This window comes from Pseudoalteromonas sp. meg-B1, assembly GCF_003173795.1.
Taxonomy (GTDB): domain Bacteria; phylum Pseudomonadota; class Gammaproteobacteria; order Enterobacterales; family Alteromonadaceae; genus Pseudoalteromonas; species Pseudoalteromonas undina.
In genome coordinates this window covers 1-13,793 of sequence record NZ_QGQU01000004.1, presented here as the reverse complement: position 1 = coordinate 13,793, position 13,793 = coordinate 1, and the positions used below count along the sequence as shown (strand labels likewise).

At 39.5% G+C, this 13,793-nt stretch carries 9 protein-coding genes and 8 tRNA genes; 14 read left to right on the top strand and 3 right to left on the bottom strand.

What is annotated here, in order from left to right:
* Window positions 1-51: 51 nt before the first annotated feature.
* On the top strand, window positions 52-840 hold the full coding sequence (locus DK924_RS14115) for a putative porin (RefSeq protein ID WP_010391475.1): 789 nt from the start codon (window positions 52-54) through the stop codon (window positions 838-840).
* Between the two features lie 226 nt (window positions 841-1,066).
* Window positions 1,067-3,343, top strand: a complete 2,277-nt coding sequence (locus DK924_RS14110; protein ID WP_109875498.1) for an acyl-CoA dehydrogenase — start codon at window positions 1,067-1,069, stop codon at window positions 3,341-3,343.
* 76 nt (window positions 3,344-3,419) lie between these two features.
* Here the strand turns inward: DK924_RS14110 and DK924_RS14105 are convergent, their stop codons facing one another.
* Both DK924_RS14105 and cysK read right to left on the bottom strand, forming a co-directional pair.
* A complete protein-coding gene (locus DK924_RS14105) occupies window positions 3,420-3,869 on the bottom strand; it encodes a hypothetical protein (RefSeq protein ID WP_010391478.1) in 450 nt (149 codons plus the stop codon).
* Between the two features lie 145 nt (window positions 3,870-4,014).
* The gene (cysK, locus tag DK924_RS14100) at window positions 4,015-4,983 is read right to left on the bottom strand and encodes a cysteine synthase A (protein WP_054202191.1); all 969 of its coding nucleotides are present in this window, start codon (window positions 4,981-4,983) and stop codon (window positions 4,015-4,017) included.
* 377 nt (window positions 4,984-5,360) lie between these two features.
* On the opposite strand from cysK, the gene DK924_RS14095 reads away from it, so the two are divergent.
* The 12 genes from DK924_RS14095 to DK924_RS14040 all read left to right on the top strand — a co-directional run bounded on the left by DK924_RS14095 (window position 5,361) and on the right by DK924_RS14040 (window position 10,879).
* Window positions 5,361-6,512 (top strand): dicarboxylate/amino acid:cation symporter, encoded by a 1,152-nt coding sequence (locus DK924_RS14095; RefSeq protein ID WP_109875497.1) that lies wholly within the window; start codon window positions 5,361-5,363, stop codon window positions 6,510-6,512.
* A 166-nt stretch (window positions 6,513-6,678) separates the two neighbouring features.
* Window positions 6,679-7,329: a UvrY/SirA/GacA family response regulator transcription factor gene (gene uvrY / locus DK924_RS14090; RefSeq protein ID WP_010391483.1), complete on the top strand. Its 651-nt coding sequence runs from the start codon at window positions 6,679-6,681 to the stop codon at window positions 7,327-7,329.
* A gap of 9 nt (window positions 7,330-7,338) precedes the next feature.
* Complete coding sequence (uvrC, locus tag DK924_RS14085; RefSeq protein ID WP_010391485.1) at window positions 7,339-9,162, top strand: excinuclease ABC subunit UvrC; 1,824 nt, start codon at window positions 7,339-7,341, stop codon at window positions 9,160-9,162.
* A gap of 42 nt (window positions 9,163-9,204) precedes the next feature.
* Entirely contained in the window at window positions 9,205-9,750 is a 546-nt protein-coding gene (pgsA, locus tag DK924_RS14080; protein WP_036933597.1) for a CDP-diacylglycerol--glycerol-3-phosphate 3-phosphatidyltransferase, read from the top strand.
* A gap of 141 nt (window positions 9,751-9,891) precedes the next feature.
* Window positions 9,892-9,967: transfer RNA gene (locus DK924_RS14075), tRNA-Gly, on the top strand.
* A gap of 28 nt (window positions 9,968-9,995) precedes the next feature.
* Window positions 9,996-10,069 (top strand) — tRNA-Cys (locus DK924_RS14070).
* A 36-nt stretch (window positions 10,070-10,105) separates the two neighbouring features.
* A tRNA-Leu gene (locus tag DK924_RS14065) sits at window positions 10,106-10,192 on the top strand.
* A gap of 64 nt (window positions 10,193-10,256) precedes the next feature.
* Window positions 10,257-10,332 (top strand) — tRNA-Gly (locus DK924_RS14060).
* Between the two features lie 39 nt (window positions 10,333-10,371).
* Window positions 10,372-10,458: transfer RNA gene (locus DK924_RS14055), tRNA-Leu, on the top strand.
* A 129-nt stretch (window positions 10,459-10,587) separates the two neighbouring features.
* Window positions 10,588-10,663 (top strand) — tRNA-Gly (locus DK924_RS14050).
* Window positions 10,664-10,681: 18 nt separating this feature from the next.
* Window positions 10,682-10,755: transfer RNA gene (locus DK924_RS14045), tRNA-Cys, on the top strand.
* Between the two features lie 37 nt (window positions 10,756-10,792).
* Window positions 10,793-10,879, top strand: a tRNA-Leu gene (locus DK924_RS14040).
* Window positions 10,880-11,787: 908 nt separating this feature from the next.
* Here DK924_RS14040 and DK924_RS14035 read toward each other — a convergent pair.
* Window positions 11,788-13,206 carry a sodium:alanine symporter family protein gene (locus tag DK924_RS14035; RefSeq protein WP_010391487.1) on the bottom strand — a complete coding sequence of 473 codons (1,419 nt, stop codon included), beginning with the start codon at window positions 13,204-13,206 and terminating at the stop codon, window positions 11,788-11,790.
* Between the last annotated feature and the right edge of the window lie 587 nt (window positions 13,207-13,793).

The following is a 13,793-nucleotide window of genomic DNA, read 5'->3' as shown; positions in this document are numbered from 1 at the left end:
TTTAGCAATGTAGTTAAAGTACAAAAACAATGTACATAGGGATGTTTCATTATGAAAAAGTTAGCAATTATTATTTCAGGTCTTTTATTATCAAGTGCTGCACACGCTGCAGATAGCTATCAATCAATCAGTAACTTAAACTACACAGATACTGATAACAACGATACTATCAGCGTGGACTCTACTTACTACTTCTCTCCAAAGAGCACACTAGGTCCATACGATCAATTCGAATACATCAATAAGCAAAGCAACGTATTTGGTGGCTACGCTGATGACGATTTTGGCGATGTGACTGCTATTGGCGGTGAATACTTCGTTGAAGATTTTGTTGTTGGTGCGTCTTATCAAAATGCTGATTACAACTCTAACAACGAGTCATACACACTTTCTGCTGGTTATTTCTTTAACCCAGATTTACTTGCAAAAGTAAGATTTGTTGATCAAAAAGATGGTGATAACGTTACATTCTTTTCTTTAGCATACAACCACATGCTAAACGATACAGATTACGTAGGTATCACTGTAGAATCAGATGATGATTTTGATTCTCGTTCAGTAGCTGCTAAATACTTTGTTGATTTACAACAAGGTAACTACTTAACAGTAGAAGGTACATTTGTAAGCCTTGACGAAGCAGATGACCAATGGAACGTAGAAACAAACTACTACTTCTCTAAAGCGACTTCTGTATTTGCATCTTACGATAAAGAAGACAACTACAGCTTTGGTGCTCAACACTTCATCAATAAAAACATTGGTTTAAAAGTGGGTTACGGCAACAACGCAGATGACTCAGATAACGATGCTTACTTTGCTAACATGCGTTTTCAGTTTTAATTAAGCGTTTAATCGCATAAATTAAAACCAGTTAAGTAGTAAAAAGCCCACACTTTGTGGGCTTTTTGCTGTGTGTAATAAATGCGTAACTCTACTTTATCGTTATATTTTAATTACAATAGAATCGGCTCATCATTTAGTGGCACTCCTCTGACAGCCCATTGTATTTAAATTAAGATCGGTCATAATTAAATCAATGTTTTTATAACTGTAAAGGAATGTGTTTATGTCAGTATTTATTATATTGCTGGTTGTGGTGATCGTGGTGTTTGCAATTAAAGATATCCGCCTTAATTTAATTACTCGACCCACTTTTAAAATGTTTAAAAAAGTATTACCGCCATTATCGCAAACAGAGCGAGAAGCCATGGAAGCAGGCGATGTTTGGTGGGATGGCGAGCTATTTAGTGGTGATCCTGATTGGCAAAAATTACACAACTATCCGCGTCCACAGTTAAGTGAAAAAGAAACTGCATTTATAGATAATCAAGTTGAAACTTTATTAGCCATGCTTGATGACTATAAAATTGTACAAAAAGACAAAGATTTACCTAAAGAGGTTTGGGACTTTTTAAAAACCGAAGGGTTTTTTGCAATGATCATCCCAGAAAAATTTGGGGGTCTTGAATTCTCTGCTATTGCTAATTCCACCATAGTGTCAAAAATTGCGACTAAAAGCTTAACAGCTGCCGTGACGGTCATGGTACCCAATAGCTTAGGTCCTGGTGAGTTATTACTGCACTACGGAACAACTGAGCAACAAGAGCGCTGGCTACCTAGCCTTGCAAAAGGCGACGATGTGCCTTGTTTTGCATTAACGGGCCCTGAGGCTGGCTCAGATGCTGGCAGTATTCCTGATTCTGGCGTGGTGTGCAAAGGCGAGCATGATGGTAAGGAAGTGTTGGGGCTGCGTTTAAATTGGTCAAAACGCTATATCACACTTGCGCCAGTTGCGACTGTGTTAGGGCTTGCATTTAAAATGTACGATCCAGATGGGTTGTTAGGCGATGAAAAAGAGCTTGGCATTACGTGTGCACTCATTCCAACCAATCACCCAGGTGTTAAAACAGGTGAGCGTCATTACCCCCTAAATATGGCGTTTATGAATGGCACAACGTACGGTAAAGATGTATTTATTCCGCTTGATTGGATTATAGGTGGTCAGCAAGGGGCAGGACGAGGTTGGCGCATGCTAGTTGAATGTTTAAGTGCAGGGCGTGGTATTTCGTTACCGGCATTAAGCACTGCAACAGGGCATTTAGCGGCTAAAATGACTTCGGCTTATTCTGTTGTTCGACAACAGTTTGGTGTGTCAATTGGTCAATTTGAAGGGGTTCAAGAAGGGTTAGCACGTATTGGTGGCCTAACTTATGCGCTGGAATCGTGCAGATTAATGACAGCTGGTGCTATTGATTTAAAACTAAGTCCATCAGTAGTAACAGCTATTGCAAAATACCATATGACCGAAATGGGTCGAACAGTAATGAATGATGCGATGGACATTCATGCAGGTAAAGGGATTCAGGTTGGGCCTAATAACTATTTAGCACATGGCTATATGGGCATTCCGGTTTCGATTACTGTTGAGGGCGCTAATATTTTAACTCGTAATTTAATGATATTTGGCCAAGGCGCTACTCGTTGTCATCCGTTTGTATTAAAAGAAATGGAAGCGGCTTCAATGGAAGATGATGACGCGGCATTAGAGCAATTTGATGGTCTATTGATGAACCACATAGTGTTTGCTATTGGCAATGCAAGCATGGCTTTAGTGCATGGTTTAACTCGCAGCCACTTTGCCAAAGCACCTGTGTGCGGAGAAACCGCGGCCTACTATAAACAATTAGGGAGAATGAGCCGAGGACTTGCGTTTACAACAGATGTTGCAATGTTGATGTTAGGTGGTGAACTTAAACGCAAAGAAATGATATCGGCACGTTTAGGCGATGTATTAAGTCATTTGTATATTGCTTCTACCGTGTTAAAACGTTTTGAAGATGAAGGGCGTCAACAAGCTGATTTACCTTTTGTTAAGTATGCAATAGAGACGTCATTATATGAAATAGGTCAAGCATTTGACGGTTTCTTTAAAAATTTCTCTAACCCGGTGGTTAACTTTGCCCTTAAACGCATTGTGTTTCCGTTAGGTAATCATTATCACAAACCAAGTGATGCTACTTCACAACGTATTTGTGAGCATATGACTCAACCAGGCGTGTTTCGAAACAGGCTTACTCATTTGTGTTACGTTGATGAGAATGCAGGCACAGGGGTGATGGAAAATGCTTTTTTAGCGATGCACGATATGCAAAATCAATTTAAACAGTTAAAACAGTGGCAACGAAAAGGTAAGGTACCTGCAACTTTTGATATCGAACAAGCTATTGAGTACGCTCTTGAACATGAGTTACTTACTAAATTAGATGCTGAAGCTATGCATCATGCTAATAAATTACGAATGCAGGCTATTGCGGTAGATAATTTTAAACCTGAGGATTTCTAACATTGTACTAAAGCACTAAAAAAGCCTTAAACTTATAATTTAAGGCTTTTTTATATATTTTTAGATTGAACGTTGATCAGCGCCCGTAAGGATCGGCGATGATTTTATCTACGTACCATTTACCTTTTATTTTTAGCATTTCGATACTGCGAAAGTCATCAATTTTTTTTCCATTAAAATAACCAGTAAATACAATATTTATCTTAGCGTGATTACCGTACTGTTCTCGCAGGCTTGAATTTGACATATCAATTTCAATTACCACCTCATCGAATTGTAAATTAATAAGACTACGGGCAAATTGTTTTGCTGTACCGTAAGATTTCATTATGCGAGCTAGCTTAGGCGTTGCGAAATTACTGGCTTTTTGCAAGTTATGCTGATTATAAAGCGCATCAAAATACACTGTGGCGGTATCGCCTGGACGATCATTGTCAATGTACTGTTCTTTAGGTTTAGTATTGTCATTACAGCCAACGATCAGAATACTAAAAATGAGCACAAAAGAAGTTAAAATTGTTTTCATATTTGGTCAGGTTGATTACTCATACACAAAGTGTGTGATGGAATGGAGGAGATGTAAAGAGGATAGGACTAAATAGGTGTTAACTTATTAAAAAAGCAATAAAAAAGGATGTTAAAAAACATCCTTTTTTAATAGTGTTGTTCGATTACTGAACAAGCTCTTGCTCGGAAAACTCTTCATCAAACATGGGGCTTGATAAGTAACGCTCTGTTGCGCTTGGTAAAATAACCACAATGCTTTTATCTGCATTTTCAGGACGCTCAGCAATACGCTTTGCTGCAACCACGGCTGCACCCGATGAAATACCGACTAAGATCCCTTCTTTTTTCATTAGTTCATGACACATTGCGATACATTCATCATTAGACACTTGTTCTACGCCATCAATAATTGATAGGTCTAAATTCCCAGGAATAAAGCCTGCGCCAATGCCTTGTATTTTATGTGGTCCTGGTTTTACCTCTTCACCAGCAAGCGTTTGACTAATAACTGGCGAGTGGCTTGGTTCTACAGCGATTGATTTTACATTTAAGCCTTTTTCTTTTTTAAGATAACGACTAACGCCTGTAATCGTACCGCCTGTACCAACACCTGCAACAAAGAAATCGATTTTGCCATCGAGTGCATTAAAGATTTCCGGACCCGTTGTTTCAAAGTGAATTTTTGGGTTTGCCGGGTTTTCGAACTGTTGTAGCAAAATAAACTTATCTGGATCTGCTGCTTGAATTTCTTTGGCTTTAGCAATAGCGCCATTCATACCCTTAGCGCCATCTGTGAGCACTAGGTTAGCACCGAGTGCCTTTAATAGTTTACGACGTTCTAAGCTCATGGTGTTTGGCATTGTAAGCGTTAGTTTGTAACCGCGAGAAGCCGCTACAAATGCCAATGCAATACCCGTATTGCCTGATGTTGGCTCTATAAGTTCTTTGTCTTTGGTTAGTTGACCTGATTTTTCAGCTTCCCAAATCATTGATGCACCAATACGGCATTTTATACTAAAGCTAGGATTACGTGATTCAACTTTAGCGTATACATTCCCACCTGTAACACGGTTAAGTTTTACCAACGGTGTGTTACCGATGCTTAGTGAGTTATCTTCAAAAATAGTAGACATAATGTTCCTTTAGGTACAATCTGATCAACACGTTAACAGCTATTCTGTTAACTTTATAAGCCTACTTTACTGTGAGATAAAAAAAGTTAAAGTAAGCTTTGGCTATAACATATATTAATTACGCTTATAACGGATTGAACTAAAAACTCAATCTGTTAATTTTTTAGTTATTAAAAAGGCGAACTTGAAATCATTTATTCGTTTTTAACTTTGTACTTTATCTTTTCTTTATGTAGTCGTTATTTAAACAAATCAACACATCACACTTATATTTTGTTGGTTAATTGTGCAAATGAACTGCGGTTGAACAGTTTATTGACACAAACTATTCAAAACATGGTAAAAACACATTATCTAAATTCAATAAAGTAATCACCATGAAGTTAATCTTAAAATTAATTGCCGGTATTGTGGCCGGTATCTTAGTCGGGCTCTACATTCCCTTAACTGGCGTTGAGCTTTTATACACAGTAAAAGAGCTTATCGGCCAGCTTATTAGTTTTACAATTCCACTGATTATTTTATTTTTTATTGCCTCTGGGATTGCCGGGCTTCCTAAAGGATCAGGGCATCTACTGGGAAAAACGGTGGGTTTTGCGTATGGCTCAACAATTATAGCTGGTACCTTGGCGTTTTTATTAGTAACAGCGGTTATTCCGTTTTTAAGCGGCGGTATTTCATTTGAAGCTGAAGCAGTGACTGAAGTAGGTAGCTTTATTGACTTAGAAATTCCACCATTAATGGGTGTAATGACTGCTTTAGTTACAGCATTTGTATTTGGTATTGGTATGAGCCAGCTTGGCTTAGACACATTAAAAACTGTGTCGGATCAGGGGCGCGATATTATTGATGGTTTACTTTCAAAAGTAATTATTCCGGCATTACCGTTTTACATTGCAGGTGTATTTGCTGAAATGACCGTAGCAGGCACCGTTGTTGATACATTACAAGCATTTGGTGTAGTACTTATTGCTGCGTTAGTGATGCATTGGTTATGGTTGAGTGTTTTATACATTACCTCAGGCCTATTACTTAAGCGTAATCCTATTGAGCTAATTAAAAATATGTTACCTGCGTACTTTACTGCATTAGGAACCATGTCGAGTGCGGCAACCATTCCAGTATCTTTGCAATCAAGTAAAGCAAATAACGTTAAAGAGGATGTAGCTAACTTTACAGTGCCATTATGCGCCACTATTCATTTATCAGGTTCAACAATTACAATAGTTACCTGTGCTATGGCTGTAATGTTTTTATCGCCTAGCATGGAAGTACCTTCACTAATGGCTATGTTGCCATTCATTATGATGTTAGGTGTAGTGATGATTGCAGCGCCAGGCGCCCCAGGTGGTGCGGTAATGTCGGCGTTAGGTTTATTAACTAGCATGGTTGGTTTCAACGAAGGTGCGGTGGCACTAATGATTGCACTTTACCTAGCGCAAGACAGCTTCGGCACTGCGTGTAATGTAACTGGCGATGGTATTATTGCTTTATGGGTAGACCGTTTTAGTGAAAAGGCGTCAGCATAAATCATTGGGGCGTATTTACCTGCTATAGGTAAATACGCTTTTAATCATATCGGTCATAAAGACCGATTACGAAAGCATAATATTAGTTATGGTTTCGTAGTATCTATGCTAATGTTGAGAATTAATTTTTTAACTTGCATCTTATTAGGCTAGTGAGGGTGTTCCATTGATTAACGTACTTTTAGTTGATGACCATGAACTTGTGCGCACAGGGATCAGACGTATTCTTGATGATATACGTGGTTTTAAAGTAATAGGTGAAGCTAAAACAGGCGAAGAGGCTGTGCAGTTTTGTCGTCAGCATGCGCCAAATATAGTGTTAATGGATATGAACATGCCTGGTATGGGCGGGCTTGAGGCAACTAAAAAGATTTGCCGTTACTGCCCTGATGTAAAAATTATTGTGCTTACTGTTAATTGCGAAGACCCATTTCCAAGTAAGGTCATGCAAATTGGTGCTCATGGCTTTTTAACCAAAGGTGCTGGATCTGATGAAATGGTTCGCGCTATACGCTGTGTGCATGCAGGACAACGCTATATTGCTCCAGAAATAGCGCAACAGATTGCACTTGCGCAGGTAACCGGGCGTACCGATGAAAACCCATTTCAAAGTCTATCCGAGCGTGAACTACAAATTATGCTGATGATCACCAAAGGTGAAAAAGCACAGGATATTGCTGATCGCTTAAATTTAAGTTCTAAAACAGTAAACAGTTATCGCTATCGCATGTTTGAAAAGCTTAACGTAGGAGGCGATGTAGAGCTTACTCATTTAGCCATACGTTACAAAATGATTGATATAGATATCTCTTACTAGTCGGTATATATGTCTGAATTTGATCATGTCCAGTTTTTAAAAACATTATCGAGTGAGCCTGGCGTTTATCGCATGCTCGATAATGACAACCAAGTTATCTATGTCGGTAAAGCTAAAAGTTTAAAAAAGCGGGTAAGTAGTTACTTTCGTAGTAATATAACCGATAGTAAAACCCGTGTTTTAGTAAGTAATATTTGTAATATTGAAGTCACGCTTACTAATACAGAGACAGAAGCTTTACTGCTCGAAAACAACCTCATTAAAAAATATCAGCCACGTTATAATATTCTGTTACGTGATGATAAGTCGTACCCTTACATACTGCTCACTAATCATAAGCATCCTCGCTTAGCCTTTCATCGTGGTAGCAGAAAAGTAAAAGGTGAATATTTTGGTCCGTTTCCAAGCGCGGGGGCGGTTTCAGAAAGCTTACGCTTAATGCAAAAAATATTTCCGGTACGTCAATGCGAAGATGCCTACTACCGTGCGCGTAGTCGCCCTTGCTTACAGTATCAATTAAAACGCTGCTCTGCGCCGTGTGTAAATAAAGTCTCTGAAGATGAATACGCGCAGCAAGTTGATTATGTCCGCAAGTTTTTAACTGGTAAATCTCATGAAGTAATAGCCGATCTCATTGCTAAAATGGAAAAAGCCAGTGAGCAGCTTAATTTTGAACTTGCAGCTAAAGTTCGCGACCAAATTATGTTGCTGCGTAAAATGCAGGAGCAGCAATCTATCTCTGGCAATTTTGCGGAAATGGATGTGGTCGGCTTTGCCCATTTAAACGGTTTAAATGGGATTCATCTATTAATGATTCGCGATCATAAAGTGCTGGGTAGTAAAACTTATTTTCCAAAGGTGCCTAAAGACTCACAAGAGCAAGAAATTTTAACCTCTTTCTTAGGTCAATATTATTTAGCTCCAGGTGCGACAGGGCGCATTGCTAAAGAAATCATTTTACCATTTGAAATAGAAGAAAGTGATGCACTAGGTGAAGCCTTGACCCAAATTAGTGAACGTAAGGTATCGCTTAAAGTGGTAACCCGTGGTGAGCGAGCACAGTACTTACAGTTAGCGAATAAAAATGCATTAAATAGCATTACGGTTAAGCAAAGCACTCAAGACTCGATAAACAAGCGTTATGCGCAATTAAAGGCTACTTTGCGTCTTGATGATATTAATCGCATGGAATGTTTTGATATCAGTCACACCATGGGTGAAAACACAGTGGCCAGTTGTGTTGTATTTGATTCTCAAGGCCCTAACAATAAAGAGTATCGTCGTTACAACGTGACCGGTATTACCGGTGGTGATGATTACGCCGCTATGGAATTTGCACTAAACAAACGTTACAACAAGTTGGTTGATGAGGAGAAAATTCCCGATGTTATTTTTATCGATGGTGGTAAAGGTCAATTAGGTAGAGCAGAGCAATACTTCGAAAACTGGCCGCATACAAAAATGCCGCTATTAGTCGGTGTTGCAAAAGGCACTAGCCGTAAGCCGGGTCTTGAAACCTTGCTTATAGATGGCGGGCGTAAAACAATTCCTATGGATTCTGATGCACCAGCGCTTCATTTGATCCAGCATATACGCGATGAATCCCATCGTTTTGCAATTGCAGGGCACCGTAATAAGCGGCAAAAACAACGCACTCAGTCGTTACTAGAAGAAATAGATGGCGTTGGTTCAAAGCGTCGACAAACATTATTAAAATATTTAGGGGGCATGCAAGGTGTAAAAGCTGCTAATATAGAACAGCTAAAGAAAGTTCCTGGGATCAGTCCTGACATGGCTGAGAAGATATTTAACCATTTGCATGACAAGGGCTAGCCCTATGTGCGAATATAGAAAAAAAGACATATCCAAGTAGTTATGTGGAATATTCCAAACACACTCACAACGTTTAGACTCTTTCTTATCCCCATTTTTTTGGTGATATTTTATATGCCTTATTCATGGGCATTCTTTGTTGCTGCCTTTATTTTTTGGCTGGCTTCGATCACAGATATACTTGATGGCTATTTAGCCCGTAAACTTGAGCAATCAACGCCTTTTGGTGCATTTTTAGACCCGGTTGCTGATAAAGTAATGGTGTGTGCTGCCTTGGTTGCATTATCTGAGCATTACCAATCTTTGTATATGACCATACCCGCGCTTATTATTATTAGCCGTGAAATTGTTATATCGGCGCTACGCGAATGGATGGCTGAACAGGGGAAACGCGGTAACGTAGCTGTATCCGATATGGGTAAGTTAAAAACCGCAGCTCAAATGTTAGCCATTATCGGTTTAATTTGGCAGTACGATAGCTGGATGATGTATTTAAGTTATGGCTTGCTTTATATAGCCACATTTTTAACGCTTAGTTCTATGGTGCAATATTTAGTTGCAGCATGGGGAGAATTGACCAAAAATTGATTGTAAACGTCTAATAACGCACCATTTTAGATAAAAAATAATCAAACAGTTCAAAAGTAGCATTTTTTGTGTTGACGCGTTTAATAATCTCTGTAGAATGCGTCCGTGTTGAGAGGGCATAGCCCCCTAGATAAACATAAAGCGGCACTAGCTCAGTTGGTAGAGCGCGACCTTGCCAAGGTCGAGGTCACGAGTTCGAGCCTCGTGTGCCGCTCCAGTTTATCTTAAAGCTAACCTAGTATTGAGGCGGAATGGCAGAGTGGCCATGCACCGGATTGCAAATCCGTTTACCCCGGTTCGACTCCGGGTTCCGCCTCCAATCAACACTCCACACGCTTTAATTAGCAAACTCGATGCCCGAGTGGTGGAATTGGTAGACACAAGGGATTTAAAATCCCTCGACTAACAAGTCGTGCCGGTTCAAGTCCGGCCTCGGGCACCACTTTGTGGTTTGGTTACATACACCAATATGTAACTTATAAAAAATTATTTAGAATTAATATGATGCGGCACTAGCTCAGTTGGTAGAGCGCGACCTTGCCAAGGTCGAGGTCACGAGTTCGAGCCTCGTGTGCCGCTCCATATTAGTTTTATCCACTTGCTTTAAATAGCAAACTCGATGCCCGAGTGGTGGAATTGGTAGACACAAGGGATTTAAAATCCCTCGACTAACAAGTCGTGCCGGTTCAAGTCCGGCCTCGGGCACCACTTTTAATTATTGACCAAGTTAATTAAAAGTTGATAAATACTTATTTTATGAGGCACTAACTCAGTTGCCAGAACGTTTTACCGCGACATGGTCGCGCACCAACGTACAAATTACTGATAAAGTTTTATGCGGCACTAGCTCAGTTGGTAGAGCGCGACCTTGCCAAGGTCGAGGTCACGAGTTCGAGCCTCGTGTGCCGCTCCAAATTATTTGATATGTTTAGGCGGAATGGCAGAGTGGCCATGCACCGGATTGCAAATCCGTTTACCTCGGTTCGACTCCGGGTTCCGCCTCCAAATAATTACTCCACACGCTTTAATTAGCAAACTCGATGCCCGAGTGGTGGAATTGGTAGACACAAGGGATTTAAAATCCCTCGACTAACAAGTCGTGCCGGTTCAAGTCCGGCCTCGGGCACCACTTTATACTTTCCTTGTTTATTCTAGTTTAATCATTATTTTATTAAACCATTAATTATAAAATCGCATCATCAAACTACTATCTTATTCCTTACACTAAATTACTACGTTTGTTTGAGATCTTTAAGTCTCACATTTTTCAAAAGCTTATCCCATCAATATATTACCACTGATCATTTTTATAGCTCAAACCTGACGCTAGCTACGGAAAAAACCTCTCATTTAGAACAAAATACTAAATTTAAGTTTTGCTATCGATAAGATTTTCATACCTCACAATAGAGTACTAATATTAAGCTATTTATATAAAAGCAGTGGTACAAGGCTCTTAAATGGAAGTGGTGGCTGTGCTTCGTTTGATACATAAGCGAAAGTCGGCATAAGCTTATTTCTATTAACACCATTACAATGCCACAAAATGTATTAAGAGCGTTGATGTAAACTGTTTAACTAATCGCTTATAAGGGATATGAGAAGCTTGATGATGCTAATGTGTTTGATTGGGTCTCACTAGGTGGGTACTGCTATTAGTAATATAATACCAATCCGCAATAATACGTAATCATTTTACGGGGCTAAACGTGTCACTAGCTGCGTTAAAAAAGTCTCATTTAGAACAACTAAATAGCAAATTTTTTGCCTAGCTATCAACACGTTTTTCCAGCCTCAAAATAGACCACTTAATTAAGCGAATTGGTATAAAGACGAGGCTTATACCAATCCGCAATAATACTTAATCATTTTGAGAGTCGAAACTTGACGCTAATAAACATCGAAATTGTTGCTTTGCTATTAACACGATTTCTCTACCTCAAAATAGACTACTTAATTAAACGAATGGGTACTAGACAATAAAAAACCCGAAATGGCCATGGCCGTTTCGGGTTTTTAACTTAAATCTATTTAAAGTTATTTGTGCCAAATACCTTTCGGAATAGTTTTATTAAGCTTGTTGTTTTTACTTGGATCAAACGTCGGTAACTTTCCAGCACGTCGTTGAGCGTTGTAATCTTTGGCAAGCCATACCACAACTCCTGAGAGCATAAATAGCGCGATTACGTTTACAATCGCCATTAGGCCCATAGACACATCAGCTAGAGTCCACACTAATGGTAATTCACCAAGGGCACCAAACATCACCATACCTAACACTAATAATCTGAAGATCAGCATGCCAGATGCGTGGTTATGCTCTAAAAACAATAAGTTCGTTTCTGCATAAGAGTAGTTAGCTACAATTGATGTAAAAGCAAAAAACAAAATAGCGACGGCAACAAATATTGCGCCCCAGCTACCAACATGCTCCTCAAGCGCTGCTTGTGTAAGTGCTATACCCGTTACATCAGAGCCTGGTACTAACTGTTCTGATAATAAAATAAGAGCAGCGGTAGCTGTACAAATTATGATGGTATCTACAAAGACACCTAGCATTTGTACATAACCTTGTGATGCAGGGTGAGGTGGGTTAGGAGTTGCAGTTGCTGCAGCGTTAGCTGCGCTACCCATACCCGCTTCGTTTGAGAATAACCCGCGCTTGATCCCTTGGATCATTGCTTGCATTACACCATAACCAATTGCACCAGCGCCAGCTTGTTCAAGACCAAAGGCACTTCTAATTACATGCATAAACACATCAGGCAACTCAGTGTAATTTACAGCACATATATACAGTGCAACAATTAAGTAGGCAGCGGCCATAAATGGCACTGCTAATTCAGCAAATCGTGAAATTGTTTTTAGGCCACCAAATATTATGATGCCTGAACCAATTACAAGTGCAATACCTACTATATAGTTAGGAATACCAAAGGCGACTTCAAAAGCTGCAGCGATAGAGTTTGACTGTACCGCATTAAAAACTAAACCAAAGGCTAAAATTAAACATAGTGAGAACACTATGCCCATCCAGCGCTTGCCAAGTCCGTACTCCATATAATAAGCAGGGCCTCCACGGAAGTTGCCTTCTTCATCACGTATTTTGTAAGCTTGAGCCAATGTGCTTTCTGCAAAACTAGTGGCCATACCGATCAAAGCAATTAACCACATCCAAAAAATAGCACCAGCACCACCTAAATAAAGTGCGACTGCAACACCTGCCATATTACCGGTACCAACACGGGCGGCTAAAGAAGTACAGAAAGCTTGAAAAGAGGAAATACCGCCATCTGACCCTTGGCGACTTTGAAACATGACTTTAATCATGTGTGGGAATTGTACAAATTGGATGAAACCAAGACGTATGGTAAAAAATAGCCCAGCGGCTATTAATAAGTACACTAAAATATGACCCCATAAGAGACCACTTATACTATTTATTATATCTGTCATGTGTGTTGCCTAGTGAACGAGTTGTAAATATGCGCCGCAACTTACCACAAGCAAAGTAAATAGTTTAGTAAACAGCGCAAAAAAATGAGTTATCCACAGGGTTTTGTGGGTATCTTGTGTGCCTAGGTGGGGTATCTTTGGGGTAAAAATTAAATGCAAAAAAGCATTTAAAAACGCTTGCGTTAAAATCGATTAGCCCTATAATGCGACCCCACTGAGACGGGGAACGCCAACGCATAGCGAGGCACGAGCTACTCAGTGAGTCGAGTAAAACTTAGTTTCGAAAACTTTCAAGTTTAGCAAAATTAAGTGTTGACAAAAAAATAGGAAAGCGTAATATGCGCAGCCCTAGCGAGATAAAGTTTAACGCTTTAATCGCAACGTTCTTTAACAATATAAAGCAATCATCTGTGTGGGCACTCGTACAGATTGAGTTCTAACAGCCAAGCTTAGTTTGCTAAGTGAGGCAAACAAATTTAGAGTCTCAATTGAAACTGAGTGACCAACAGAATAATTACTTAGGTAGTTATTCAGCACAGTCAATTCAATATCGAAAGATATTAAATAAATTCAGAATTCATTGAGCT

What these genes read in the sequence shown, in the direction of transcription:
- DK924_RS14095 (WP_109875497.1), top strand. Translation starts at nt 5,361, where the DNA reads ATGAAGTTAATCTTAAAATTAATTGCCGGTATTGTGGCCGGTATCTTA.
- DK924_RS14035 (WP_010391487.1), bottom strand. Translation starts at nt 13,206, where the DNA reads ATGACAGATATAATAAATAGTATAAGTGGTCTCTTATGGGGTCATATT.
- uvrC (WP_010391485.1), top strand. Translation starts at nt 7,339, where the DNA reads ATGTCTGAATTTGATCATGTCCAGTTTTTAAAAACATTATCGAGTGAG.
- DK924_RS14105 (WP_010391478.1), bottom strand. Translation starts at nt 3,869, where the DNA reads ATGAAAACAATTTTAACTTCTTTTGTGCTCATTTTTAGTATTCTGATC.
- DK924_RS14115 (WP_010391475.1), top strand. Translation starts at nt 52, where the DNA reads ATGAAAAAGTTAGCAATTATTATTTCAGGTCTTTTATTATCAAGTGCT.
- DK924_RS14110 (WP_109875498.1), top strand. Translation starts at nt 1,067, where the DNA reads ATGTCAGTATTTATTATATTGCTGGTTGTGGTGATCGTGGTGTTTGCA.
- pgsA (WP_036933597.1), top strand. Translation starts at nt 9,205, where the DNA reads ATGTGGAATATTCCAAACACACTCACAACGTTTAGACTCTTTCTTATC.
- cysK (WP_054202191.1), bottom strand. Translation starts at nt 4,983, where the DNA reads ATGTCTACTATTTTTGAAGATAACTCACTAAGCATCGGTAACACACCG.